The sequence below is a fragment of the Arthrobacter sp. Rue61a genome, from assembly GCF_000294695.2.
GTDB classification, from domain to species: domain Bacteria; phylum Actinomycetota; class Actinomycetes; order Actinomycetales; family Micrococcaceae; genus Arthrobacter; species Arthrobacter aurescens_A.
In genome coordinates, this window is record NC_018531.1 from 2,512,590 (window position 1) to 2,538,665 (window position 26,076).

The 26,076-nt window shown below is 61.6% G+C and carries 21 protein-coding genes; 13 read left to right on the forward strand and 8 right to left on the reverse strand.

Annotated features, from left to right (window positions below; all coding sequences use genetic code 11):
- Positions 1-292 precede the first annotated feature (292 nt).
- Positions 293-1,795 carry a sugar ABC transporter ATP-binding protein gene (locus ARUE_RS11400; protein ID WP_011774810.1) on the forward strand — a complete coding sequence of 501 codons (1,503 nt, stop codon included), beginning with the start codon at positions 293-295 and terminating at the stop codon, positions 1,793-1,795.
- An 80-nt stretch (positions 1,796-1,875) separates the two neighbouring features.
- Here the strand turns inward: ARUE_RS11400 and ARUE_RS11405 are convergent, their stop codons facing one another.
- Together ARUE_RS11405 and serB are read right to left on the reverse strand one after the other, a co-directional pair.
- The gene (locus tag ARUE_RS11405) at positions 1,876-2,403 is read right to left on the reverse strand and encodes a hypothetical protein (RefSeq protein WP_238324304.1); all 528 of its coding nucleotides are present in this window, start codon (positions 2,401-2,403) and stop codon (positions 1,876-1,878) included.
- Between the two features lie 360 nt (positions 2,404-2,763).
- Positions 2,764-3,657, reverse strand: a complete 894-nt coding sequence (serB, locus tag ARUE_RS11410) for a phosphoserine phosphatase SerB (protein WP_014921893.1) — start codon at positions 3,655-3,657, stop codon at positions 2,764-2,766.
- Between the two features lie 110 nt (positions 3,658-3,767).
- Between serB and ARUE_RS11415 the strand changes: the two genes are divergently transcribed.
- The 5 genes from ARUE_RS11415 to lplAB all read left to right on the forward strand — a co-directional run bounded on the left by ARUE_RS11415 (position 3,768) and on the right by lplAB (position 7,760).
- Positions 3,768-4,553 (forward strand): ABC transporter ATP-binding protein, encoded by a 786-nt coding sequence (locus ARUE_RS11415; RefSeq protein ID WP_043471319.1) that lies wholly within the window; start codon positions 3,768-3,770, stop codon positions 4,551-4,553.
- Positions 4,554-4,572: 19 nt separating this feature from the next.
- Positions 4,573-5,358, forward strand: a complete 786-nt coding sequence (locus tag ARUE_RS11420) for a sulfite exporter TauE/SafE family protein (RefSeq protein WP_011774814.1) — start codon at positions 4,573-4,575, stop codon at positions 5,356-5,358.
- 7 nt (positions 5,359-5,365) lie between these two features.
- Positions 5,366-6,175 (forward strand): TrmH family RNA methyltransferase, encoded by an 810-nt coding sequence (locus tag ARUE_RS11425; protein WP_011774815.1) that lies wholly within the window; start codon positions 5,366-5,368, stop codon positions 6,173-6,175.
- 141 nt (positions 6,176-6,316) lie between these two features.
- Positions 6,317-6,574, forward strand: coding sequence for a type B 50S ribosomal protein L31 (locus tag ARUE_RS11430; RefSeq protein WP_017200906.1), 258 nt, complete (start codon positions 6,317-6,319; stop codon positions 6,572-6,574).
- Positions 6,575-6,650: 76 nt separating this feature from the next.
- A complete protein-coding gene (gene lplAB / locus ARUE_RS11435; RefSeq protein ID WP_187329959.1) occupies positions 6,651-7,760 on the forward strand; it encodes a lipoate-protein ligase LplAB in 1,110 nt (369 codons plus the stop codon).
- A 10-nt stretch (positions 7,761-7,770) separates the two neighbouring features.
- On the opposite strand, the gene pepN is transcribed toward lplAB, so the two are convergent.
- A complete protein-coding gene (gene pepN, locus ARUE_RS11440; RefSeq protein WP_014921896.1) occupies positions 7,771-10,374 on the reverse strand; it encodes an aminopeptidase N in 2,604 nt (867 codons plus the stop codon).
- Positions 10,375-10,378: 4 nt separating this feature from the next.
- Positions 10,379-11,428, reverse strand: coding sequence for a YeiH family protein (locus ARUE_RS11445; RefSeq protein WP_011774819.1), 1,050 nt, complete (start codon positions 11,426-11,428; stop codon positions 10,379-10,381).
- A gap of 110 nt (positions 11,429-11,538) precedes the next feature.
- On the opposite strand from ARUE_RS11445, the gene ARUE_RS11450 reads away from it, so the two are divergent.
- From ARUE_RS11450 to ARUE_RS11460, 3 genes are read left to right on the forward strand one after another with little or no spacing between them, the layout of a single operon-like run.
- Positions 11,539-13,095, forward strand: coding sequence for a circularly permuted type 2 ATP-grasp protein (locus tag ARUE_RS11450; protein WP_014921897.1), 1,557 nt, complete (start codon positions 11,539-11,541; stop codon positions 13,093-13,095).
- A gap of 55 nt (positions 13,096-13,150) precedes the next feature.
- Positions 13,151-14,077 (forward strand): alpha-E domain-containing protein, encoded by a 927-nt coding sequence (locus ARUE_RS11455; RefSeq protein ID WP_014921898.1) that lies wholly within the window; start codon positions 13,151-13,153, stop codon positions 14,075-14,077.
- On the forward strand, positions 14,074-14,925 hold the full coding sequence (locus ARUE_RS11460; RefSeq protein WP_014921899.1) for a transglutaminase family protein: 852 nt from the start codon (positions 14,074-14,076) through the stop codon (positions 14,923-14,925). The genes ARUE_RS11455 and ARUE_RS11460 overlap by 4 nt, the downstream gene beginning before the upstream one ends.
- Positions 14,926-14,997: 72 nt before the next feature.
- Here the strand turns inward: ARUE_RS11460 and ARUE_RS11465 are convergent, their stop codons facing one another.
- Positions 14,998-16,449 (reverse strand): SDR family NAD(P)-dependent oxidoreductase, encoded by a 1,452-nt coding sequence (locus ARUE_RS11465; protein ID WP_014921900.1) that lies wholly within the window; start codon positions 16,447-16,449, stop codon positions 14,998-15,000.
- Between the two features lie 64 nt (positions 16,450-16,513).
- Positions 16,514-17,926: a glucose-1-phosphate adenylyltransferase gene (glgC, locus tag ARUE_RS11470; protein WP_011774824.1), complete on the reverse strand. Its 1,413-nt coding sequence runs from the start codon at positions 17,924-17,926 to the stop codon at positions 16,514-16,516.
- Positions 17,927-18,019: 93 nt separating this feature from the next.
- On the opposite strand from glgC, the gene glgA reads away from it, so the two are divergent.
- On the forward strand, positions 18,020-19,216 hold the full coding sequence (glgA, locus tag ARUE_RS11475; RefSeq protein ID WP_014921901.1) for a glycogen synthase: 1,197 nt from the start codon (positions 18,020-18,022) through the stop codon (positions 19,214-19,216).
- Between the two features lie 143 nt (positions 19,217-19,359).
- On the opposite strand, the gene ARUE_RS11480 is transcribed toward glgA, so the two are convergent.
- Together ARUE_RS11480 and ARUE_RS11485 are read right to left on the reverse strand one after the other, a co-directional pair.
- Complete coding sequence (locus ARUE_RS11480; protein ID WP_014921902.1) at positions 19,360-21,465, reverse strand: acyl-CoA dehydrogenase family protein; 2,106 nt, start codon at positions 21,463-21,465, stop codon at positions 19,360-19,362.
- Positions 21,466-21,511: 46 nt separating this feature from the next.
- Complete coding sequence (locus tag ARUE_RS11485) at positions 21,512-22,300, reverse strand: TetR/AcrR family transcriptional regulator (protein ID WP_014921903.1); 789 nt, start codon at positions 22,298-22,300, stop codon at positions 21,512-21,514.
- Here ARUE_RS11485 and ARUE_RS11490 point away from each other — a divergent pair.
- Genes ARUE_RS11490 through ARUE_RS11500 form a run of 3 tightly spaced genes read left to right on the forward strand, consistent with a single transcriptional unit; the run spans position 22,299 to position 25,925 of the window.
- Positions 22,299-23,651, forward strand: a complete 1,353-nt coding sequence (locus ARUE_RS11490; RefSeq protein ID WP_014921904.1) for an acetyl-CoA C-acetyltransferase — start codon at positions 22,299-22,301, stop codon at positions 23,649-23,651. The genes ARUE_RS11485 and ARUE_RS11490 overlap by 2 nt on opposite strands.
- 10 nt (positions 23,652-23,661) lie before the next feature.
- Positions 23,662-25,002, forward strand: a complete 1,341-nt coding sequence (locus ARUE_RS11495) for a 3-oxoacyl-ACP reductase (protein ID WP_014921905.1) — start codon at positions 23,662-23,664, stop codon at positions 25,000-25,002.
- On the forward strand, positions 24,999-25,925 hold the full coding sequence (locus tag ARUE_RS11500) for a MaoC/PaaZ C-terminal domain-containing protein (RefSeq protein WP_014921906.1): 927 nt from the start codon (positions 24,999-25,001) through the stop codon (positions 25,923-25,925). The genes ARUE_RS11495 and ARUE_RS11500 overlap by 4 nt, the downstream gene beginning before the upstream one ends.
- Positions 25,926-26,076: the final 151 nt, after the last annotated feature.

Below are 26,076 nucleotides of genomic sequence, written 5' to 3' on the forward strand. Positions count from 1 at the left end.
CTCTTTAACCGGCTTTCCAGCGTTAACCAGCCTTCCGGAGCAGAGGATGACAATCCAATAAAACATTCGGATTTTTGCGTCACGAATTGGTGGTTATTGTCTTGCGTTTTTAGCTTTGCATTAACGGACCTCTTCTGATTGACTTTCCACAGCGCCCTCGTCCCAATCAGCAATCGAATTGCATAAACACGGACGGCGGGATTACGCCCAATCACCCAGCTCAGGCAGCAGGTGGAAACTTCACGGGGTGACTCCAGTGGCGGCTATTGTCCCTTTGCTTTAGGAGCTTTCTTTGGACCTGTTATTGCGCGCCGATGATATCCACGCCTCGTACGATCATCGGCGCATCCTTAAAGGCGTCGGACTTTCGGTACAACGCGGCGAGATACTGGGGTTGATTGGAACCAACGGTGCGGGAAAAACCACCCTTATGGGCGTACTGGCCGGATCTCATAAGCACGATGCCGGATTGATGACGCTGGCCGGAGAAAAGTATGGGCCGGACTCTATGGAGGAAGCGCAGGCCTGCGGCGTCGGGCTCATCCCGCAGAACTTCCGCATCGACCCTCAACTAAGCATTGCGGAGGCCATCTTTCGTGGCACTTTCCAAGCAGGCAAGCCCCATCACGAACTTCGTAACCAGGCATCCGAACTGATCCGGGACATCGGCATCAGCTTGGATCCCGACACGAAGGTCGGAACGCTGATTCGCGCTGAGCAAGCCCTTGTGGAAGTCCTGAGGATGGTTGCCGAGGAAGCCCAGTTGGTCATCATGGACGAGGTTGCCGCCTCGCTGCCGGACCATGATGTAGCTGTACTGCATCAGGTCTTGCGAATGCTGGTCCGGCAGGGACGGGCCATCATCTACATCACGCATCGTCTGGATGAGGTCAGGTCCATTGCGCACCGCATAGCCGTCCTGAGGGAAGGCAGGGTGCACAAAATACTGGAAGCCAGCAGTACTGACATCGATGAACTGGCATTCCTGCTGCTTCAACAAGAACTGGAAGGCAACGCCAGGCCCACTGACCCGGCTGGAGGTGACGAGGCCCTCCGGGTGGTGAACCTCAGCATGGAGGACCGGGTTCGGGAGGTCACCTTCAATGTGGCCAAGGGCGAGATTTTTGGCTTGGCTGGAACACATAGATCGGGCGTCTACGAGTTGGTCGAAGCGCTTGCGGGCGTCCGCCCCAGCACATCGGGCCACATCCATTTGCACGGTGAACCCGTCCAGATTCGAGGGGTCCAAGATGCCTTGCGCCTGAAAATCGGCTACTTGTCCGATGCTGCAGACAATGGTGAGGCAACCGGCAGCATTATGGACGGCCTTCAGGCAAGCGCTAACGGGGGTGCCGCAAATCTACAGGATGAGGTTACCCAGCTTCGTGGAGTAGTTGAAGTTATTCGACGCATGCGCATCAGCACGACGAACATCCATGGCGACATCAGCACCTTGTCGGGGGGCGACCGCCAGAAAGTCCAGCTCGCGCAGTGGATGGCCACAGGCTGTGATGTGCTGATCCTTAGCCATCCAAGCCGTGGCATTGACATCGGCGCCAAAGACGCGGTTTACAAGATGCTCAACGAGCTCAGTCAGACAGGGGTAGCCATTATTCTCCTGTCGTCCGACTTATCCGAACTGGTCAGCTGGTGCCACCGCATCGGCGTGATGCGCGACGGCGAACTTGTCACTATCGAGGCCAATGCCAACACCAATGAGGACGTATTGGTCCACCATATGTTGGGCGTGAAGTTTGAAACCGGCGGAAGCGAGGCCCGTCGCGTGAGAAATTAACGCGCTTCTGATTGCTGAAGTGCAAAGGGGACGGTGGCACAGAAGCACACCGTCCCCTTTGCTTTGCCCTCAGGGGTTTGTCAGATGGTGATGTCCTTGGCGAGGTTCTTGAGCTTGTGCCTGGCCAGCGCCAGATTGGCGTACGTGCGATCGAGTACCAGATAGACGAAGAGGCCTCTGGAACCGCTTGAGTTCAGAACGTTGATGAGGTGGTACTGCGTGCCCAACGTAATAAGAATGTCGTCAATGTCGCTGTCAATGCTGAGATCGGCCATGGTGCGCAGCTTGGCGCTCACTACATTTGAGTTGCCCGCGGCAGCAACGCCCAGGTCGAAGCCCGGGTTTCCGCCTTGGGCCAAGGCCATGCCGCTGGAATAGTCCACCACGGCCGCACCGGTGGCCCCTTCAATGGCCAGTAGTTGCTTGATGGCCTCATCGAGTGTGCTCATATCGGGTTGTTCCTGTTCTGTTGTGTAACCGGAGGTATCCGTGCAGTCGGCAGTTCGGATTGCATCCACTCCGTAGAGATTCGCGTGGAAAATCTCATGGAGGGGCGTAAAGGGCTCGTCTTGCGGGGCGTGGTCATATCCAGCCGATTCGAATCTCACGATGCGTTTCCGCCATTTCCACCCTCGTTCCGAACGGCTCATTTTATGCCCCCGCATTTCCATCATCCCGACCTACCGCCTGCTATGCGGAGTTACTTATAGGACTCTTCACTTTACACAAAAAGTATCAGTTCGATGCAACAGGATTTACGCACCCCCGGCAAATACGCACGTGGTCGGTAATTAGTATCAGTTCGATAAATTACCGCAAATTCTTCGTCACGAAATTGGTTTTGTTGTTTCGCCACAGCCACCATGGCTCGGGTGGGGCATGCGGTCATGCAGAAGCACCGGTGGAAAAATTCCACCGGTGCTTCGGTCATGCGATCGTGAGGCGGCGTCGCGCGGGCGACGCCTGAATCAGACGTTGGCGATATGCCGCACGGCGTCCAGATACGGGATGGTAATAACAGCGTCGGCTACTGCGCGCACGGCCGGTTTGGCGTTGAAGGCAATTCCTATGCCGGCAGCACCGAGCATGTCCAGGTCATTGGCACCGTCGCCCACCGCAATGGTGTGCTCAAGGCCGATGCCTTCCTCAGCCGCCCATTCACGCAAGTACTTTTCCTTCGCGGCCCGATCGATGACCGCGCCAAGTACCTTACCGGTCAAGGCGCCGTCGATGATCTCGAGCTCGTTGGCAATCCAATAGTCCAGGCCGAGTTGCTCGGCGATGGGACCCAGGATCTGGTTAAAGCCGCCGGACACCACCGCCACCACGTGGCCGGCCTCCTTGAACGCGGCTACCAATTCTGCCGCTCCAAGACTTAGGCGCACCTCTTGGCGAACAGAATCGACGACGCCGGCTGGCAGGCCGGCGAGGACGGCAACGCGTGCGTGCAGGCTCTGGGCGAAGTCCAACTCTCCGCGCATGGCAGCCTCCGTGACGGCGGCGACTTCCTCGCGCTTGCCGGCGTGCGCCGCCAACAGCTCGATGACCTCTTGCTGGATCAGGGTTGAATCCACATCCATGATCAGAAGCTTCCGGGGGGCCTGGCGCAGGGCCTCCGGAACAATGGCTGTGTCCACCCCTGCCTTCGCGGCTTCCGCCACGAGCCGCCGCACGGTCAAGAGATCCGCATCCGTGTCAGCGCCGACGATGAGTTCGGCCGTATGCACAGCGAAGCGCTCGTCACCGCCGTGTGATTCCGATGACACCGAGGCACCGGCGTCGGCTAGTACCTTGAGCAGGTTTTCCAGTGATTCGGGGGACAAATTCACGCCGTAGCTGACTGCAGCCAAGTTCGAAGTCATGGCCTCAATCCTACTGAGGCTGCCGCGGGCACCCGAATTCGTTTCGGCTGGTAAAGCAGGAGAAACCCCGGTTATCAGTCATGTGCATTTTTGTCCTAGTGTCTACTGCTATGAGTGATGTTCTGGAATTGGCTTCCGTCAGCGTTGTCCGAGGCAAGAAGACCCTGCTGGACAAGGTCGATTGGCAAGTCAACGAAGGCGAACGCTGGGTCATCCTGGGGCCGAACGGCGCCGGTAAGACCACCCTTCTCCAGATTGCTGCCGCCCGCATGCACCCAAGCAGCGGCAGGGCAGGGATCCTTGACGAGACAATGGGGCGTGTTGACGTCTTTGAACTCCGCCCACGCATCGGCCTTTCATCGGCGGCACTCGCTACACAGATTCCTGAACACGAGAACGTCCTGAACGTCGTTGTCACCGCAGCCTACGGCGTCACCGGACGCTGGCGCGAGGGATATGAACGCGACGACGAACGCCGCGCCTTCGGTCTGCTGAACGACTGGGGGATGGGTCCCTTGTTGAACCGCACCTTTGCCACCCTGTCCGAGGGCGAGCGCAAACGCGTCCAGATCGCCCGTGCGCTCATGACCGACCCTGAATTGCTGCTCCTGGACGAGCCGGCAGCAGGCCTTGACCTCGGCGGACGCGAAGAACTGGTGCACAAGCTTGGCGAGCTCGCCAGCGACGAAGCAGCACCGGCGATGGTCCTTGTCACCCATCACCTTGAGGAAGTGCCGCCGGGATTCACTCACGCCATGCTGCTCCGCGAAGGCGGAGTGGTCGCTGCCGGCCCCATCAAGGAAGTCCTCACCGACGAGCACCTCAGCAACACCTTCGGCCTGGCCTTGGATGTTTCGGAAAACGCCGGCCGTTACACGGCTACTGCCCGGCGCTAGAGGGGTTCTGTAACTTACTGTGGAGATTCTTAGCAGCATTCTGGTCTTTTTCGCGGGCTTGTGGGCCGGCACCATCAATGCCGTAGTCGGCTCCGGCACGCTTGTGACATTCCCCGTGCTGATAGCACTGGGAGTGACACCGGTTGTCGCGTCCATGAGCAACGCCATGGGCCTGGTGGCTGGAACGGCCGCGGGAGCGTGGGGCTATCGGCGAGAGCTGGCGGGCCGGGGAAGGCAGTTGATGAAGCTGCTTCCGGCCTCCCTGCTGGGCGGCATCACCGGCGCATGGCTCTTGCTGCATTTGCCGGAAAAGGTCTTCCATTATGTGGCCCCCGTCCTTTTGGTGCTGGCCCTTCTGATGGTGCTGTTCCAGCCCAAGCTGCAGGCGTGGATTCGTAGCCGGGAACAGAATCCAGAGCATGCCATCCGGGACCGAAGCCACGGGATCCTCCTGGTGGTTCTTGTTTACTTGGCCGGCGTCTACGGCGGCTATTTCGTTGCCGCGCAGGGCATTCTCCTGGTCGGTATCCTTGGGGTGTTCCTTACGGGCACCATGCAAAACGCCAACGCCATGAAGAACATCCTGGTGCTCGGTGTGAACATGGTGGCGGCCATCTCTTACCTGATCTTCGCCTTCGACCGCATCAACTGGCTCGTTGTCCTGCTCATCGCCGTAAGCTCCACCATCGGCGGACTTGTGGGTGCCAAAGTGGGCCGGAAGTTGTCGCCCCGGGTTCTCAGGGCGGTCATCTTCACCCTCGGCATCGTGGCCCTCGGCTTCATGATCGCCAATCTGCTGAAATAATCGCCCGGTGACCTTTCACTACCTTGAGTCCGCAGCTGATCCACGAGTCACGGACTACACCACGCTCACTGACGTACACCTCCGGAAACTTCGCGAGCCGCGGGAAGGCATGTACATCGCCGAATCCTCCAAAGTCCTCCGGAGGGCACTGGCGGCAGGCCACCAGCCACGTTCCTTTTTCCTGGCAGAGAAGTGGCTCGAGGACTTGGACGACGTCTTCAAAGCCCACCCTGATGTTCCGGTCTACATCGGCAAGGCATCCTTGCTGGAGGAAATCACCGGATTCCATCTGCACCGCGGTGCCATGGCTGCCATGCACCGGCCGGCTCCGGTTCCGTTGGCGACCCTCCTGGCGAACGCGCAGCGAATCGCCGTCCTGGAGGACATCGTGGACCACACCAACGTGGGGGCCATCTTCCGTTCCGCCGCCGCACTCGGAGTAGATGCTGTGCTGGTCTCCCCGCGTTGCGGGGACCCGCTCTATAGGCGAAGTGTCCGGGTCAGCATGGGCACTGTTTTCCAGGTTCCCTGGGCGCGGCTGGAAAGCTGGCCGGACCACCTCGCTCAGCTGAAAGAGCAGGGGTTCACAGTGGCGGCTATGGAGCTGACCGATAACGCAGTGGACCTGGACGATCTTGCGGCAAGGAAGATCCCCAAACTGGCCCTGGTGCTTGGAACCGAAGGTGCTGGCATGAGCGAGGAGACGTTGGCCGCCGTCGACCTCGCGGTCAAGATTCCCATGCGTGCCGGCGTCGATTCGCTCAACGTCGCAGCCGCCTCGGCAGTGGCGTTTTGGGAACTCCGTCCGCGCGATTGATTGCAGTTCGTACGGGGTGGCCGTTTCCGCTATGATTGGTTGTTGGCCCAGCCGCTGGAATGTTCACATTGCAGCCAAGGTCCACCTCCATTCATACCTGGCAGCTGGCAAAATCCAGTTGCGCGAACAAAAGGTCCCATTATGAAGTCTGATATCCACCCGAAGTACGAAGCTGTTGTTTTCAACGACCTGGCTTCCGGTACGCAGTTCCTGACCAAGTCCACCGTGTCTTCTTCGAAGACCATCGAGTGGGAAGACGGAAACACCTACCCGGTTATCGACGTCGAAATCTCTTCGGAGTCCCACCCGTTCTACACGGGCAAGCAGCGCATCATGGACTCCGCTGGCCGCGTCGAGCGCTTCAACGCTCGCTTCAAGGGCTTCGGCGGCAAGAAGTAACCACTTCACCCCAAGGCTTTTCAAAGCCCGCATTGCCGGATTTCCGGCAATGCGGGCTTTTGCGTTTTCCGGCAAGATGGACAGCATGACTTCCCACCCGGATCACGAATCGCCCATCCACGACGACGGCACGCGCCTTCACGGTGAATATAAGGTACCGGGCGGCAAACTGGTAGTGGTGGACCTTGAGGTGGACGACGGACGATTTTCCAAGGTCTCGCTGAGCGGCGACTTTTTCCTGGAGCCCGATGAAGCCCTTGAGGACATCAATCGCGCACTGACCGGGCTCCCGGACAACTCAACAGCGGCCGACATTGCCGCAGCCGTTGCTGCCGGCTTGCCTGAAGGTGCAGTCATGTTCGGGTTCTCCGCTGAGGCGGTGGCTGTCACAGTCCGGCGCGCACTTTCCAAGGCCACCGGGTGGGCAGACCACCAGTGGGAGGTCATCCCGCCCTCGGTTCTGCCCACACAGGTCAATGTTGCGCTGGACGAGGTCCTCACGGAGGAAGTGGGAGCAGGGCGGCGCAATCCCACCTTGCGGTTCTGGGACTGGGAAGAACCGTCCGTTGTCATCGGCAGCTTCCAGTCGGTACGGAACGAGGTGGATCCGGACGGCGTTTCCCGGCACGGCATCACGGTGGTGCGCCGCATCAGTGGTGGCGGTGCCATGTTCATGGAAGCCGGCAATTGCATCACTTATTCGCTCTACCTGCCGCAGACGCTGGTGGATGGGATCAGCTTCGCTGACTCATACGCATTCCTGGATGCCTGGGTCATGGCCGCACTGGAGAAACTGGGCATTACCGCCTTCTACGTCCCCCTGAATGACATTGCCACCGATCAGGGCAAGATCGGAGGGGCAGCACAGAAGCGGCTCGCCAACGGCGGCATGCTCCATCACGTCACCATGAGCTACGACATCGACGCCGACAAGATGGTGGACGTCCTGCGCATCGGCAAGGAGAAACTCTCCGACAAGGGAACCCGGAGTGCCAAGAAGCGCGTGGACCCTTTGCGGCGCCAGACAGGACTAGCGCGGTCGGTGATCCTTCAGGCCATGCAGGACGTCTTCACCGCACGCTACGGTGCTGTGGAAACCCGGCTCACCCAAAGCGAACTCGACGAAGCCAGGCAGCGCGTGGACGCTAAGTTCGGCACTGACGAATGGTTGAACCGGGTTCCCTAGATCCGTGCGGTCAGCCTGTAGCCTGGGCCGTCAAGGCGCGCAAGAGGTGGCTCCGTTGCTCGATGATAATGCGACGCAAGGCACGGGGTGCGTCAGCGTGGTCACGAAGCCACTGGTCCGCACGCACCAGCACCGGATGTCGAGCAGGCTGTGTGCTTTCGGACAGGTTCTGGGCTACCGGGAAGAGGCCACGAACAATCCTGCCCGCGATTTCAATGCTGCGTTCGGACCACACGCGCTCAAGGCACTCGAAATAAGGCTCCACGTAGCGTTCCAGAAGGTCTCCGGGAGCAGTAGCGAAGCCCGCTATTGTGGCGCTGAGGAGCTCGTTGGAAAGGCCTGTGCTGTTGACTGCGGAGTCCCAGGCAGCTGCCTTGACTGCTGCGTCCGGCCGGGCTGCGGAGGCCAGGGCATGGCCTTCCCTGCCCGATGCTGTCGTATCCGTGTCAAGCTCCCTGTCCAGCTCGGCCAGGCTTGCTTGCCCATGGGCTGCCAACGCCTGCCACAAGCTCCATCGCAGTTCAGCGTCGACGGCCAAACCCGCCACTACGATGCTTCCCTCCAGGATTCCCCGCACCAGGGTTAGCTGGCTGTCTCCATGCCTGGAAACGTCGGCCAAGGTCCTGGCCCAGGCAAGTTGAGGGTCAGAGCCGGGAGCAGCAGCCATCAACTGGTCACCGGCCACGGCCAGGAAGTCCTTTCGCACACCTTCGCGCGTCGCTGCCGGGACGTAACGTTCGATGGCGCTGGCGGCGTTGCCCAGCACGTTGAGCAGGACACCTATGCCCGCTTCCGTAGGCGCGAACTGCTCGACGGCGGACACGTAACGTGCCGCCGGGGTAACGCCATCCCGGGCCGAATCCCAGAGCGCGGTCCAGCAGAGAGCGCGCGCCATGGGATCCGAAATCTTGTGGAGCGATGTCCGGACTGTGTGTTCGGACTCAGGGTCCAGCCGGACTTTGACGTAGCTCAGGTCGTCATCATTGACCAGGAGCAGCGCGGGCCGACGCTTTCCATTCAACGCAGTCACCAGGGTGCTCGGACCGGCGACGTCCACGTCAATGCTTTCAGTCCTCACCAGGGCACCGGTGGAGTCGGCGTCATACAAGCCCAACCGCATACGGTGCGGACGGAGTTCCTGGTGGCCCGTCAGGGGATCGATGGCCTCCTGCTGGAGTGTCACGGCGCCGAGGACCCCGCCGTCCTCCACGAGCTCGGCGGCAACCGTGGAGATACCGGAAGTCTGCAGCCATTGGCGTGCCCAGTCCGAAAGGTCCCTGCCGGAGGCAGCGCTGAGCGCTTGGAGGAGGTCCTCCAGGGACGTATTGCCGAACTCGTGATCCCGAAAATATTGACGTGACCCCGCGATGAACGCATCAAAACCAACGTAGGCTACCAGTTGCTTCAGAACCGACGCGCCCTTGGCATACGTAATGCCGTCAAAATTCTGTTTAGCCGCCTCAAGGTCCGGGATATCCGCCACGATCGGGTGCGTGGTGGGCAGTTGGTCCTGCACATAAGCCCAGGCTTTCCGCTTGCTGGCGAAATTCACCCAGGCTGTGTCCCAATCCGTAGCCCGGTCCACTCCGAGCGTCCCCATGTAATCGGCGAACGACTCTTTGAGCCAGAGGTCATCCCACCAATTCATGGTGACGAGGTCGCCAAACCACATGTGGGCCATCTCGTGCATCAGGGTGTTGGCGCGGGCCTGGTACTGGGCATCGGTGGCGCGGGAAGCGTAGACGTACTTTTCCGTGAACGTCACCAGCCCGGGGTTCTCCATGGCCCCGAGGTTGTATTCGGGCACAAAGGCTTGATCGTACTTGCCCCAGGGATAGGGGTAGGCGAAGAGGTCGTTGAAAAACGCCAGCCCGTTCTTCGTCAGCCCGAACAACTGATCGGTATCAAAGGAGTCCGCCAAGGAGGCGCGGCAGAAAAGTGCCAGCGGCACGTCAAGGCGGGTGCCGTCGTCGAGCGTTGCTCCCCAGTGATCCGTGGCCTTGAAGTAGGGACCGGCGAGCACGGTGGTGATGTACGTGGACATTCGTTTGGTGGTGGCGAAATCCCACCGCGAAGCAGCAGGGTCGCCCGCCACCGGCGTACGCGTCTCCTCAACTCCGTTGGACGCGACTTCCCAGCCGGCAGGCGCCAGCACGTGGAAAGTAAATTCGGCTTTCAGGTCCGGTTGTTCGAAGTTGGCAAAGACGCGGCGACTGTCCGCGGGTTCATACTGCGTGTAGAGGTAGCACTGGCCATCGGCGGGATCCACAAAGCGGTGCATGCCCTCGCCGGAGCGGCTGTAGAGTGCCACCCCGGTCACAGTCACAGTGTTGTCGGTGGCGAGACCTTCCAGGATGATCCTGTCGTGGTCCACCACAGAGCCAACGTCAAGCGTCCGGCCGTTCAACACCACTGACTCGACGCCGCCGCTGATGAAATCCAGGAAGGTGGCGGAGCCGGGTTCGGCCGAGAAGGTGATGGTGCTGGTACTCGGGTATCCGGCGACGGCGGGATCTGCCGCATCGCGGACATCGAGGGTGACGTCGTAGCTGTGGGTGGTGATCAGGGCTGAACGGGTAGCGGCTTCATCGCGCGACAGATTGTGATTCGACACACAGCTATCTAATCATGATCCACGCAGCCCCCAGGCCCAACGATGCGATGAGCAGCCAAGAGCCCAACGCCACCAAAATTGCGCGCCCTCCCGTGTGAATCAGCGTGCGGACCCTCACCGCGGACCCCAGCCCGAACAGCGCCGTTGCCAGGAGGATGTCCTGGACAGCCGCCGCGATTTCCAGTCCCACCGGCGGCACCCAGCCCAAGGACCGGACTGCAACCATGGACAGGAAGCCGACGACGAACAGCGGCACGATGGGCGGGAAACGGCCATCGATGCTCTTGGCCGCGTCGCCCTTCCCGTTGCTGCGCTCCCGCACGTGGAGAATCCGCTGGTGCACCCCGGCGGCTGCCGCAACGGGCGCCAGCAGGACCACACGGGTCAATTTCACGACGACGGCAATCGCCAGCGCCGATGTACCTGCGGTTTGTGCTGTGGCCACCACTTGGCCGACGTCATGCACGGACGCGCCGGTCCATGCCCCGAACTGTTCGGGATTGAGGTTGAGGGGGTGCATCAGCAGGGGCAGTACACCGATGGCAAGGGTGCCACACAGTGTCACGAGTGCCACCGGGAGCACTGTGTCTTGATGCTTGATGCGGCGCACAGCTGCCATCGCGCCGATTGCGGAGGCTCCGCAGATGGAAAAGCCCGTGGCGATGAGGAGGGCAGCTTCTCCCGGAAGACGCAGCAAACGCGCCAGTCCGTAGGTTCCCGCAAAGCTCAGCAGGACCACGCCTGCGATCAGGAGGAGGGACAGCCACCCCAGGCCGATGACGTCGCCGATGCTGACTTTGAGGCCCAAAAGCACGATTCCGGCACGCATGAGGTGCTTTCCGGCGAAGTCCAGGCCTGGTCGGGCGCGTCCCGCAGTCAAGACCGCCGTGCCCGGTATATTTGCTGAGAGCAAGCCCAAAGCAACTGCGAGTGTCATGGCCGGGACCGCCGGGAAAACGGTGTGGATGGCGAAGGCAAGACCCGTTGCGGCGATGCTCAGGACCAACCCGGGCCCCAGCCGGGAAAACTGGGGCGCAAGAGTGTTGAAGGGCATGCCTCAACCCTGCCGGATGGGGGCACGGAAGGCGAACCGGGAGCACCCGGAAACGGCGACACAATCAGCGCGAAATGCGCCCGACCCAAAAAGGTGATTACCTGAATCCCATGTCTGACCTATTCCAGGATTACTCCGAGGCCGCCGCACGCAGTGGCGCCTACGACGAGATGTTTGCCCAGGGCCACGTTGCCAGAAGATCCTATGGTCAGGTTTCCGGGGCTCTCCGCGAGCTTTCCCTGGCGGATGTCACCGCCCGTGCCGACTCGATGGCACGAACCTTCCTGGACCGTGGCGTGACGTTCGACTACGCGGGGGAGGAACGCCCCTTTCCCTTGGACATTGTTCCGCGTGTCATTCCCGCCGATGAGTGGAATGTGTTGGAGCGCGGCGTGGCCCAGCGCGTCAAGGCTCTCGAAGCATTTCTGAACGACGTCTACGGGCGGATGGCAGTAGTCACAGATGGCGTGATTCCCCGGCAGCTTGTGACAACCAGCGCACACTTCCACCGTGCCGTGCACGGTTTCGAGCCATCAGGCGGGGTTCGCGTCCATGTGTCGGGCATTGACGTGGTTCGCGACGCTGCAGGAACCTTCCGAGTGCTCGAGGACAACGTCCGCGTACCTTCGGGGGTCAGCTACGTCCTGGAGAACCGGCGGGCCATGGCCAAGGGTTTGCCCGAGGCTTTTGGCCAGCAGCACATCCGGCCTGTGGAGGAGTACCCCCGGAGGCTCCTGTCCGCACTGCGCAAAACCGCTCCCGCCGGCGTGGACGATCCCACCGTGGTTGTCCTGACCCCGGGCGTCTTCAACAGTGCGTACTTCGAGCACACCCTCCTTGCAGGGCTGATGGGCGTGGAGCTCGTTGAAGGCCGTGACCTCATTTGCCGTGGCAACCGCGTTTACATGCGGACCACTGCCGGTGAGCAGCGCGTGGATGTGATCTACAAGCGCATCGATGACGACTTCCTGGATCCACTGCAGTTCCGCTCGGATTCCATGCTCGGTTGCCCGGGACTGGTCAACGCCGCCCGAGCCGGGGGAGTGACCATCGCCAACGCTGTGGGCAACGGAGTAGCCGATGACAAGCTCGTGTACAGTTACGTGCCTGACCTGATCCGGTACTACCTTCACGAAGAGCCGATCATCGCCAACGTCGACACTTTCCGGCTTGAGGAAAAGGAAGCCAGGGAGCATGTTCTGGACCGCCTCGACGAACTGGTGGTCAAGCCCGTGGACGGCTCAGGCGGCAAAGGACTGGTCATTGGGCCGGACGCCACGAAGGACGAACTCGACGCCCTGCGCAAGCGCGTCATTGCAGATCCCCGCGGATGGATCGCACAGCCAGTTCTCCAGCTCTCTACGGTGCCGACGCTCTCCGGAGACAAGTTCGGCCCCCGCCATGTGGACCTGCGGCCATTTGCAGTCAACGACGGCGACGACGTCTGGGTCCTGCCCGGAGGCCTCACCCGGGTGGCACTCAAGGAAGGGTCTTTGATAGTGAACTCCAGCCAGGGCGGCGGTTCCAAGGACACCTGGGTTTTGGCCGACTCTCCGCAGCTGCCGGCCGAGATCATTCCCCGCCAATCCGTTACTGTCCGTGAGCAGGTATCCGTGTGGCCCGTGGAGAGCAACTGGCGGGACCGCCAAACGGAGCAGCAGCAGTGAACGCACTCCACCAACACTTGAACTTCGATTTGCACCACGCGAAGGAGGCAGTTCCATGCTGAGCCGCATTGCTGAGTCACTCTTCTGGATCGGACGCTACGTAGAGCGTGCCGACGGTACTTCCAGGATTTTGGATGTCCACCTTGAGCGCCTGAACCACCTGCCCCTTGAGGAACAGCGAAGCGTCGCCCGGGAGCTCCTTGCCGTGATGGGTGCCAAACCCCAGAGCGAGGACTTCGGCCTCCCGGAACTCCTGCACGCGTTGGCCTATGACAAGCACAGCGCATCGTCCATCGCAGGTTCACTCGGGGCAGCCCGCGAGAATGCGCGGCGGGCCCGCGAAACCGTGTCCCAGTCCCTCTGGGAAAGCCTCAACACCACCTATTACGGCCTCAACCAACACCGCAAGGACGTTGTGGGAACCTACCGTTTCTGCAATTGGGTCTTGGAGCGGACCGCCATGGTTCGCGGTCTCGCGGACACCACGGTCAGCCATGATGAGAGCTGGTTGTTCATGGTGCTCGGCCGCTCCTTGGAACGGGCCGATATGACTGCCCGCATGTTGTCGACGCGCGATGTTCAGTCCGCTGGAATGTCCTGGGTCAACATGCTGCGGTGCGCAGGAGCTTATGAGTCCTTCATCCGAACCCGAAGGGCAGCGTTCGGAGACCAGCACGCGGCGGAATTCCTGCTGCTGGACCGGTTGTTCCCGCGGTCGATTGTCTATGCCTTGCGCGATGCCGATGAATGCCTCGCCAAGCTGGATCCATCAGCGCAGCGCGTGGGATTCATCAACGATGCCCGGCGAATTGTTGGCCAGGCCCGGACATTCCTGGAATTCCACCGCACAGACGATCTCATGTCCGAACTGCCTGAACACATGGAACGTGTGCAGAAGGCCGTAACGCAGGCGTCTGACGCAATTTCCCGTAAGTACTTCAATCAGGCTGATGAACACGCCTGGGTGGGAGAAGTTTCATGACCCGGCTGAGCATCATTCACAAGACTGCCTACAAGTACAACCGCCGCGTGACCCTGTCCTATAACGAGGCCCGGATGACTCCGCTGACTGATGGCCAGCAGGTGGTCCTGGAGTCCTCACTGAAGGTTTCACCTAACCAGGCCTCGGTCAGTACCTACCGTGATTATTGGGGTACGCGGGTCACAGCTTTTGATATGCAGATGCCGCATGAGAGCCTCGAAGTCCTCGCGACAGCCACCGTTGAAGTGCACCGCACCGAGCGGGTGGCAACCGAGGATGACATCGTGGGGTGGGATGTCATAGCTTCGGAGAAGGTCCAGGACGAGTTCAGTGACTGGTTGCCGCAGTCCCGGCTCAGCGGGCCCGGTGAGGAAGTCCTCGAAATCGTCCCGGATGTTGTCAAGGGGAAGAACCCCCATGAGGCAGCGCTGGCAGTATTCGCGTGGATGGCCGGCGAGATGACCTACATGAAGGGCACTACGGGGGTCACCACCAATGCCGAACAGGCGTGGTCCCAGCGCCAAGGCGTGTGTCAGGATCTCGCGCACCTGGCAATCGGCGCCCTACGCTGCAGTGGCATCCCTGCGCGCTACGTTTCCGGCTACATTCATCCCCGGTCCTCGGCGGTCCTCGGCGAAACTGTCGCTGGCCAATCACATGCCTGGCTGGAGTGGTGGGATGGCGAATGGCGCAGCTGGGACCCCACCAACCACAAGCCTGCCGGTGATTACCACGTCACAGTTGCCCGAGGCCGCGACTATCGCGATGTTCCCCCGCTGAAGGGCATCCTGTCAGGTGGCGGTGGTTCAGGGCTCGCCGTCTCAGTGGAGATCACCCGACTCGCTTAGGTTTTTTTGTACAGATAAGGCCCTTAAGAGTCGCTCTTAAGGGCCTTATCCGTACTCAAACCTGGCGTCTTTCTACCAAGGTGACGGCTTGTAGTCCTTGAGGAAGACGCCGTACTGATCTTCACCCTTTTCACCCATCACGATGGGGTCGTACACACGTGCGGCGCCGTCCACCAGGTCCAATGGAGCATGGAATCCCTCTTCCATGAGCCGGACCTTTGTGTAGTGCGGCCGCTCGTCAGTGATCCATCCGGTGTCCACTGCGGTCATGAGGATGCCATCGGAATCCAGCATTTCCTGTGCGCTGGTCCGGGTCATCATGTTCAGCGCAGCCTTGGCCATGTTGGTGTGGGGGTGGCCTGGGCCCTTGTAGGCGCGGGAGAACTGCCCCTCCATGGCCGAGACATTAACGATGTACTTCCTGTGGGCTGTGGACCGCTTCATGGCATCGCGTAGACGGCTGACCAACAGGAAGGGTGCTGTGACGTTGCACAACTGGACCTCGAGCATCTCCAAGGGATCCACCTCGTCCACCACCTGGGTCCAGCTGTTGATGGAGGCGAGGTCCGGTACCAGGCCACCGGCGTCGATGGCCGTTCCCGATTCAATTCGTTCCAGTGATGCCGATCCGGTGGAGAGTGCCAGAGACGTGATCGCGTCGCCCGCCAAGACCGGATGTTCGGTGACGCTGCTGGCGAGGGCCAGCGGGTGCTTGTCATGGGCATGCCCGAAGGTCACCAGCTCCGGGCCGCCGTTGGCAGCGTCAAGGGCTGCAGGCAACGGCTCTTCCTCAGCGTCCACCAAGGGCTTGTAGGCGTTGCCGGAACGCCGCACCGTCTGTGCGGCGTTGTTAATGATGATGTCCAGCGGGCCGGCCTCGTTGAGCGAGTCCGTCAATGCCATGACTTGTGCCGGATCGCGGAGGTCTATGCCAACGATCCGGAGCCGGTGAAGCCACTCGCTGCTGTCTTCCATGGCAGCGAACCGACGCGCGGCGTCCTTCGGGAAGCGAGTGGTGATGGTGGTGTGGGCACCATCACGGAGAAGCCGCAGTGCGATGTACATGCCGATCTTGGCGCGTCCACCGGTCAACAAGGCCCTGCGTCCCGTGAGATCGGTGCGGGCATCGCGCTTGCTGTGGCTGAAAGCCGCGCACTCAGGACAGAGCTGGTGATAAAAAGCGTCAACCTGGGTGTAGTGCTTTTTGCAGATATAGCAGGGACGCGAGCGGATGAGATGACCCGCGATCTCGCCGGTGGCAGAGGGTGCCAGCTTGTTGCCGCGGGTTTCGTCGTCAATGCGGTCCGGCGCGGCGGTAGCCGTCATGGCGATGACGGCGCGGTCAGCCTCTGCGATGGAATCGCGTTTGGTGACACGACGGTGGCGTTTGACGGCCTTGAACATCTTGCCGGTGGCACGGCGGACTGCAACATAGTCCGGGTGCTCTTCGTCGTAGACGTGGATCGTGGTCAGAACCTTGAGGCAGGCCTGGATCTCTTCAGGCGTCAGATCGGTGGAGCTCATTGACCTGATTTTACAGCCTTGGGAGCCAGTGGCCTGCCTCGGGTTCTGTGTACGGTACTACCGGCTAATGCGCGGCACCCTGCGCCGCGGCGTCCGCCACTCGTGACTGGATGCCTGCAGCTACCTTTTCAGCGGAGTCGCGGATATCGGGATCATCATGGGTGGCTGCCTTGACAGCTTCCGGCAGCCCCCGGCGGTGTTGAGCGGACAGCGCGAGCTCTGCCTCACCGGGCTCGGGGACAACCTGGCCCTTCGCCAGCACGGTAATGCCTGACTCCGTGACCTTATATCCCCGGGCCTTATCCAAGGCCGGGTCCAAGCCGATGGCCGCACCGGCAGGGACCTTGACGTTCTTGTCCAGAATCGCCCGCTTGATCACGGCACCTTCGCCGACGCGGACTTTGTCCATCAGCACAGAGTCCTGGACCCTGCTGCCGGCCGCCACGTAGGCGTCGTTGGAGAGGACTGATCCCTCCACAATGCCACCAGAAACCACAACGCCGCTGGCAACAATGGAATCGAGGGCCGTTCCCACTGTGTTGTTCTCGCCTCGAACAAACTTTGCAGGCGGCGAGATGCTCTGGCGCGTGTATATCGGCCACTCGGAGTTATAGAGGTTGAAGATCGGCACGGGGGAGATGAGGTCCATGTGTGCGTCGTAGAACGAGTCGATGGTGCCGACGTCGCGCCAGTAGGTCCGGTCGCGTTCGGTGGCACCGGGAATGTCATTGAGCGTGAAGTCATACACGCCCGCTTCGCCTTGGTCCACGAAGTAGGGGATGATGTCACCGCCCATGTCGTGCTTGGTATCAAGGCGTTCCGCGTCCACATGCAGCGCTTCAACAAGGGCATCAGCATTGAAGACGTAGTTGCCCATGGATGCCAGGAACTGCGTGGGGTCGGCAGCCAGCCCGGGGGTGCTGGCCGGCTTCTCCACGAAGGCGGCAATCTTCTGGGGATCGTTCTGGTCTACCTCGATCACGCCGAACTGGTTGGCCATGTTCAGCGGCTGCCGCACTGCAGCGACTGTTGCTTTGGCGCCACTGGCAATGTGCTGCTCCACCATTTGGGAGAAGTCCATGCGGTACACGTGGTCAGCGCCGACCACTACCACGATGTCCGGGGCGTCGTCATGGATGAGGTTCAGCGATTGATAGATGGCGTTGGCACTGCCAAGGAACCAGCTCTTGCCCACACGTTGCTGCGCAGGAACAGAAGCAACGTAGCGGCCCAGCTGCGTGGACATACGCCACGTTTCCGAGATGTGCCGGTCAAGGCTGTGCGATTTGTACTGCGTCAGAACGACGATTTTCAAATATCCCGAATTAACGAGATTGGATAGTGCAAAGTCAATTAGCCTGTAGCCGCCTGCGAACGGAACCGCGGGCTTGGCCCGATCCGCCGTCAGCGGCATGAGTCGGTTGCCTTCTCCGCCTGCCAATACGATTGCCAGAACTTTCTTCAACGCCATGGTCACAGCTCCCCGTACGTCTTCGTATCCCCCAAAAGTCCGATTTTCCGGACTCTTTCACACTAGAACACATACGCCGGAACGACTACGTTGGTTAGCGTGCGAATAGACATTGTGACTAAAGAATTCCCTCCGGAAATTTATGGCGGTGCCGGTGTCCACGTTGCCGAGCTCAGCCGGGTGCTGGCAAAGCACGTTGACCTTCACGTTCGGGCGTTCGGCGCGCCGCGTGATGCCGACTATCACGGGGCTACCGTGGCGTCCTACGCCACGCCCGAAGACCTCGGCGAAGCCAACGCTGCCCTCCAGACCCTCGGCGTGGACTTGAGGATCGTTCCGGACATTGCGGGAGCGGACCTTGTCCACTCGCACACCTGGTACGCCAACATGGCCGGCCACCTCGCGTCGCTGCTGCACGGCATTCCGCACGTGCTCAGCGCCCACAGCCTGGAGCCACTGCGCCCGTGGAAGGCGGAGCAGCTCGGAGGCGGCTATGCGCTGTCCTCCTGGGTGGAGAAGACGGCGTATGAGGCGGCCGCCGCCATCATTGCTGTGTCCGATGGCATGCGTCAGGACATCCTCCGCAGCTACCCCAACGTGGATCCGGACAAGGTCCGGGTTGTCCACAACGGCATCGACGTTTCCCTGTGGGAACGTGATGAAGAGGATGACGCAATCCGGGCACTGGGCATTGATCCTGCCAAGCCCAGCGTGGTCTTCGTGGGCCGCAACACCCGCCAGAAGGGTGTGCCGTACCTGCTCCGAGCCGCGTCAAGCCTGCCTGACGATGTCCAGTTGGTCCTGTGCCTCGGGGCCGCTGACACTCCCGAGCTCGCCGCCGAAACTGCGCGCCTCATCGAGGAGTTGCAGGCCAAGCGCGAAGGCGTCGTCCTCATTGAGCGGATGCTGCCCCGGAAGGAGCTGATCCAAGTCCTCAGCCACGCCACGGCCTTCGCCTGCCCTTCGATTTATGAGCCCCTGGGCATCGTGAACCTGGAAGCCATGGCCTGCGGTGCCGCAGTGGTGGCCAGTGCCACCGGCGGCATTCCGGAGGTGGTTCAGCATGGCGAAACCGGACTCCTGGTCGAATTGGAACAGGTTACCGACGGAACCGGAACGCCTTTGGATCCGGAGAAGTTCGTCAGCGACTTCGCTGCGGCCCTGAATGAAGTAGTAGCCGATCCTGCCCGCGCCCGCGAGATGGGAATTGCAGGGCGACGCCGGGCGGAGGAACACTTCTCCTGGGAGTCCATTACGGAAACCACGCTGGAGGTCTACCGCTCAGTCCTGCGGTAAGGCAGGACTGAAGCGTCCCGGCACCACGTCAAACCACGACGGCGCCGTCCCCTTTGGTGGGGACGGCGCCGTCGTGCTTTAACAAAGTTCCGCAAGCTTGAACAAAGTTCCGCAACTGTTCACCGTTTGGTGAGGAAGTACCGCTAACGCGACTTGCGGGCCTTCAGGGCAAGGAGCGTTTTCTCGTCTGCAGGGCCGCTTCCGCTGGCCCGCTGCTCGCTGAAGTGCTCGCGGGCTTCATCCTGCCTGACGGCTTCTGCACCGCTCGCTATGGAAGCACGCAGATGCTCGGGACCGTAGCCGAAAGCATCCACGAGGTCCACGGCGTGCGGGCGGATCTTGACCAGCAAGCGGTTGATGTACGTACCCACGGTCCGGCCCCGCTGCATCGAAAGACGCCCGTTCATGAGGTACCAGGACAGGTGCTTCTCGATCAGGGACAGCCCGAAGAGGTCGCGCAGCCACGTCAGGACCCGCTTGGTCCCTTCATCAGAGACGTGGCCCAGAGCCTCAGTGAAGGCTTCCCACTGGAGGAGTTCGGCGTGCGCCTGGGCCGCTTCGATGAGTTCGTGTTGGTGCTGGTTGAAGAGGGCTGCAGCCTGGTGCTGGGGGAGCTTGTTGGCGCCCTTCAGTGCCGCACCGACTTCTGCCACCATCGACTGCACGCGGTCTGCGAGGAGGGTCCGCTGGCCTTCCTCATCCCGCAACGCCAAAGCAGCCTTTTGGACTGAACCGGTATCGGCCACGAACTGGGCCACCTGCCTTAGACCCGTACGGTGCAGAGCCACCCCGGCCGCCTGGTCCACAACGTAGCGGGCCAGTACGCCAAAGTCCGCGCTGCGGAATTCCTTGGCGTAATCGGCCAAGAGACGCTTGGCCACCAGTTGGAGCAGGACAGTGTTATCGCCTTCGAAGGTTACATAGACGTCCAGGTCCGCTCGCAAGGAAGCAAAGCGGTTCTCGATCAGGAAGCCTGCGCCGCCGCATGCCTCCCGGCATTCCTGCAATGTGTCCAGGGCATGCCAGGTGCTGAGCGGTTTGAGCGCGGCGGCCAGGGTTTCCAGGTCCTGGCGGTCGGCATCGGTGTCGTGGGCGCCGGAGAAGACGTCGTCGAACTTCTGCAACAACTGTTCGTGCGCGAAACTGGCGGCGTACGTGGTGGCGAGCCGGGTGAACAGGCGGCGCTGGTGCCGCTGGTAGTCCAGCAGGACCTCTTCATCGGTGCTGGACGACGCGTTGAATTGCCGGCGCTCGGTGGCATACTGAATGGCGGTCTTGAGGGCAACCTTGCTGGCAGCCACAGCGGCTCCATCCAGGGAAACACGGCCTTGAACCAAGGTGCCGAGCATCGTGAAGAAGCGGCGTCCCGGGCTTTCAATGGTGGAGGAGTAAGTACCGTCCACAGCGACGTCACCGTAGCGGTTCAGGAGGTTGGTGCGGGGGATGCGTACATTCGCAAAGTGCAACCGGCCGTTGTCAATGCCGTTCAGTCCACCCTTGATGCCGTCATCTTCACCGCCGATGCCCGGGAGGAACTCCTTGGTGGCTGGATCGCGGAGTTCCACGTAGAAAGCGTGGACACCGTGATTCACGTTCTTGGTGATCAGTTGGGCAAACACCACAGCGGCCAGGCCATCGTTGGCTGCATTGCCGATGTAGTCCTTCCATGCCGCCCGGAACGGCGTATTGATCACGAATTCCTGGCTGGCTTCGTCGTAGGTAGCCGTGGTGGCAATGCTGGCGACATCCGAGCCGTGGCCCGTCTCGGTCATGGCGAAGCAGCCTGGAATCTCAAGGCTCATGATGCCGGGGAGCCACTTGTCCTGATGTTCCACGGTGCCGAGGTGCATCACTGCAGAGCCGAAGAGGCCCCACTGGACGCCAGCCTTGATCTGCAGCGACGGGTCGGCGGTGACGATCTCTTCGAAGCCGGCGATGTTGCCGCCGTGGTCGTCGGAGCCGCCCAGCCGGGTGGGGAAGGCGCGATGGACGGTGTTGTTGTCCACCAGGAACTTCAGCTGCTCGAACACTCGGGCACGGTGCTCGGTGTGGTGCAGGCCCTCGATTTTCTGGACCGCCGGGTTGCCTGCCACCGCGCGGGCCTGGTGCCGGATGTGGGCCCACTTGCCCAGGAGCTGCTCTCCCAGGGCAGCGACATCCACCACAGGCTCGGCAGCGCTGGGCGTGGCTGCGTCGTCGCGGCCTGAGGGCTGGTTGGCCGATGAGGCCCGGTCCACTACTTCAGTCATGTTGTTTCCTTCTTTGGTTCCGACAACTGATGAGTCATTTCTTGCGTCAGGTGGTGGTCTTGAGTTCCGGGGCGATGCCCAGGCACAACCAATCAGTGATCTGCCCGGCCATGGTTGCTTGGTCGGGTTTGGTGCTGCTGGCGGGGCTTCCCAGCCACATTTCGCCCGCGTTCCTGACCAGTCCGATGGCGGCAGTGGGCCAATACACGATGACGGATTCTTTCTCTTCGCCGAGGTGCTCCCGCATGGGAGTCGCGATCATGTCCGTGATTTGCTCGAAGAAGTTGCCCAACGCGCCTGAGGCCGCGATGGCGTCTTGGGCCGAAGCCTCCCCGGGAGTGAGACGGGTGATGAAGGCGTAGACGTTGGGGCTGGACTCGGCCATCTGCAGGTACGCGGAAACCATGGCGAACAACCCCTCGCGGGGTGTCTGGGCCAGTTGGGCGGCTTCCTGCATGCGACGCTGCATTTGACCCAGTACAACCTCGCCCATTGCTTGCTGAAGCCCGGCTTTGTCCCCGAAGTAGCGGTAGAAGACCGATTTCGACGTTCCGGCTGCTCCGGCGATGTCCTCCATCGAGGCGTCACTTCCCAGCCGGTGAACTGCCTTGCGGGCGGTTTTGATCAGTTCCCGCCGGCGCTCTTCACGGTGGGACTGCCACCGTGCCGCTCGCCCGTCAACGACGGCTTCGGACTCCATGGCCCCGGGGACTTCGAGGACAACCTCGGGGGAGCCGGCGGGGCTGGTGGATTCTTCGTGGCGACTGTTCACGATACCCAGCGTATCAGGTACGCTGGGTATCAGTAACTGGCATCGATCGAAGGAGATAAGCATGGCTGCAGCAGACGTGACCACGGACGGGCCCTTGGAACCGGCTTCCACCCCTCAAGCAACGCGCTCGGCGGTCATCGTGGGCGGCAACCGCATTCCGTTCGCCCGCACTGGCGGGGCATATGTTAAGTCCTCCAACCAGGACATGCTCACCGCTGCACTGGAAGGGCTCATTGCCAGGTTCGGTCTCCAAGATGAACGCATTGGGGAGGTGGCAGCCGGGGCAGTGCTCAAGCACTCAAGGGACTTCAACCTCACCCGGGAAGCCGTCCTCGGCTCTGCCTTGTCACCCGAAACCCCCGCATACGACCTCCAACAAGCCTGTGCAACCGGCCTGGAGACCGTTCTTGGGTTGTCCAACAAGATCAAGTTAGGGCAGATCGATTCAGGGATTGCCGGTGGGGTGGACTCGGCATCGGATGCCCCGATCGCTGTCAGTGAAGGCCTGCGCGAAATCCTGCTGGACCTGAACCGGGCCAAGACCCCCATGCAGAAGCTGAAGATCATCGGCCGGATCCGCCCCAAGGACCTGGCGCCGGATGCCCCCAACACCGGAGAGCCCCGCACAGGGCTGTCGATGGGCGAGCACCAAGCCCTCACTACTGCCCAGTGGAAAATCTCCCGGGAAGCGCAGGATGAATTGGCTTTCAACAGCCATCGCAACCTCGCTGCCGCCTATGAGCGAGGCTTCTTCGATGACCTCATCACTCCGTACCGCGGCCTTAACCGCGACTCCAACCTGCGCGCAGACACCACACTGGAGAAGCTCTCCACGCTGAAGCCCGTGTTCGGCAAGAACCTGGGTGCCGAGGCGACCATGACCGCGGGAAACTCGACGCCCCTCACCGATGGAGCCTCCGCGGTCCTGTTGGCAACAGAAGAATGGGCCGACTCACACGGCCTGCCCAAGCTCGCAACCGTCCTGGATGGCGAGGCGGCCGCCGTCGACTTCGTTCACGGTAAGGACGGCCTCCTCATGGCGCCTGTTTTCGCAGTCCCGCGCCTGCTGGCCCGCCAAGGATTGACCTTTGAGGACATCGACTTCTTCGAAATCCACGAGGCCTTCGCGGGGACCGTTCTCAGCACCCTGGCGGCGTGGGAAGACGAGGAGTTCGGCCGGACGCGGCTGGGCCTTGACGGAGCGCTGGGCAAAGTGGACCGTGCCAAGCTCAACGTCAACGGATCATCGTTGGCTGCCGGCCATCCATTCGCAGCAACAGGTGGGAGGATCGTGGCCTCACTTGCAAAAATGCTCCATGAGAAGGGTGCCGTCAACGGCCGCCCCGCACGGGGCCTGATTTCCGTGTGCGCCGCAGGTGGTCAGGGTGTTGTTGCCATTCTGGAAGCAGCGTAGGGGGAGCGAGATGACAGATAAATACACACAGCTCGTAAGTCAGGGACTGGGGAAGGACGTAGCCAAGAAGCTCGGCCTGCCGCAGCCCGTTGTGCTTCGACGCCACCAACCCGGCGATCCGCTCATCACGGGCCCGGTCCTGGTCAGCGGAGACAGCGCAGGGGCGGATGACATCGCCACCTCCCTGCTCGGCTGGGGCTTGGACGTCCGGCGCAACGCGCTGCCCAAGGAAAAGTTGGGTGCCATCATCCTGGTGCTCGACGCCGTCCAGCATCCCGAAGACCTGGGCAAACCCGTACTTACCGCCGGCGCCTCCTTGCGGGACCTTTCGCCGAACGCCCGGGTTGTCACCATCTCGAGGACATCGCAGTCGGCCCAGTCGCCGGCATCCGCTGCTGCGCGGCAGGGGGTTGACGGGCTGCTGCGGTCCTTGGCCAAGGAGCTGCGGTCGGGAGCCACGGCAAACGGCATTCTCTTGGATGACCATCTGGCGACCACCAGCCCTTCGGCCCTGGGGGCGTTGCGGTTCTTCCTTTCGGGCCGCTCCGCATATGTGGATGGGCAGTTCCTGACCATCCGCTCAACGTCGGGCAGCTTGCCAAACGACGCCGACAAACCCCTCTCCGGCAAGGTGGCAGTGGTCACCGGCGCAGCACGGGGAATCGGAGCCGCCATCGCCCGGACCCTGCACCGAGACGGGGCCAAGATCGTGGCCGTGGACATCCCCGCGGCTGGAGACCACCTGGCAGCTGTTGCCAACGAGGTCCGCGGGACAGCCCTTCAGCTGGATATCAGTCGGGATGACGCCGGCCATCGCATCATCGAGCACGCCGTGGAACGCCATGGGCGACTCGATATCGTAGTCCACAACGCCGGAATCACCCGCGACAGGCTCTTGGCCAACATGGACGAGGGCCGTTGGCAGTCTGTCATCGCCGTCAACATCGCAGCCCAGCTGAGAATCAACGAGGCCCTTTTGGCGTCGGAGTATTTCAGGGATTCGCCGCGAATCGTTTCGGTCGCGTCCACCAGCGGCATCGCCGGCAACAGGGGGCAGACCAACTACGGCGCGTCCAAGGGGGGCGTCATCGGAATGGTCAGGTCCACCGCCCCGCTGATGGAGTCTTTTGGCGGGACGATCAACGCAGTTGCCCCGGGCTTTATCGAAACCGAAATGACCGCCAAAATGCCCTTCGCCATCCGCGAGGCAGCACGCAGGCTCAACTCTCTCAAGCAAGGCGGGCAGCCCCAGGACGTGGCGGAAGCCATTGCCTTCCTTTCCAGCGATGCTGCCGGTGGAATTTCCGGAGAAGTACTTCGCGTCTGTGGACAACAACTGGTGGGAGCATGAACCATCCCCAGCCCGTTATCCTCGGTGAGCTGCCATCGCTGTCCAAGCTGTACGTCAACGCGGCCACAACGGCAGCCCGTAGGCGGGTCCTCGGGGCCAGCACAGGAAAGACGAAGTTGCCGGCTGTCAGCCACGAGGTGAGGGGGGTCCGGGCCGACGTCGGCAACCTGACCGCGTACCAGCACCTGGTAGGGGAGACGGCAAGCGATATTCTCCCGGCAGGATATGTCCACGCTTTAGCCTTTCCTGTTTCCATGAGTGTCATGAACCGCGACGACTTCCCGTTGCCGCTCCTGGGCATGATCCACCTAAGGAACCACGTAGAGCAGCGGATGCCGATCCACTTCTCCGACTCTTTGGATATCCGGTCCTGGGCGGAGAACCTCTCCGCCCACAGGGCGGGAACAATGCTGGACCTGGTGGCGGAGGTCCACGCCGGCTCCAGCGGAGACCTGCTGTGGCGAGGCGTCTCCACCTACCTTGCCAAGGGCGTCTTCCTGCCGGGCATCGACAAGCCGGGCAGCGCCAACGGAGCATCGGGAGCCTCGGACTTCTCACCCCCGGACCCCACTGCCCTGTGGCAGCTTGGCCTGGACATCGGGCGCAGCTACGCCACCGTTTCGGGTGACTTCAATCCGATCCACTTAAGTGTCCTATCGGCCAAAGCACTGGGGCTGCGAGGATCCATTGCGCACGGCATGTACTTGGCCTCGCGTGCGCTGGCTGACGTTGGTGCCGTCAAGGCGGATTCCTTCATCTGGGACGTGGCCTTTGAGGCTCCAGTGTTCCTGCCAACGCGGGTTGCCTTGGACATCACCACGGTCCAGTCGGCTTCTGGACGCTGGGAACGATCGGACTACGTTGCGTGGAATCCCCGCAGCGGCAGGCGGCACTTCATTGGCAGCGTTTCGGCCTTGCTCTGAAGTCCGGGAAATGGGACGGCGGCGGTCACTCACAAGGTGACTGCCGCCGTCGTCATTAATTCCATAGTGATCAAGGTCGCATCGCAACTTGCCCGGGAAAGCCGGGAAAACAAACAAGGCCCGAAATCCGTAGATTTCAGGCCTTGTGATT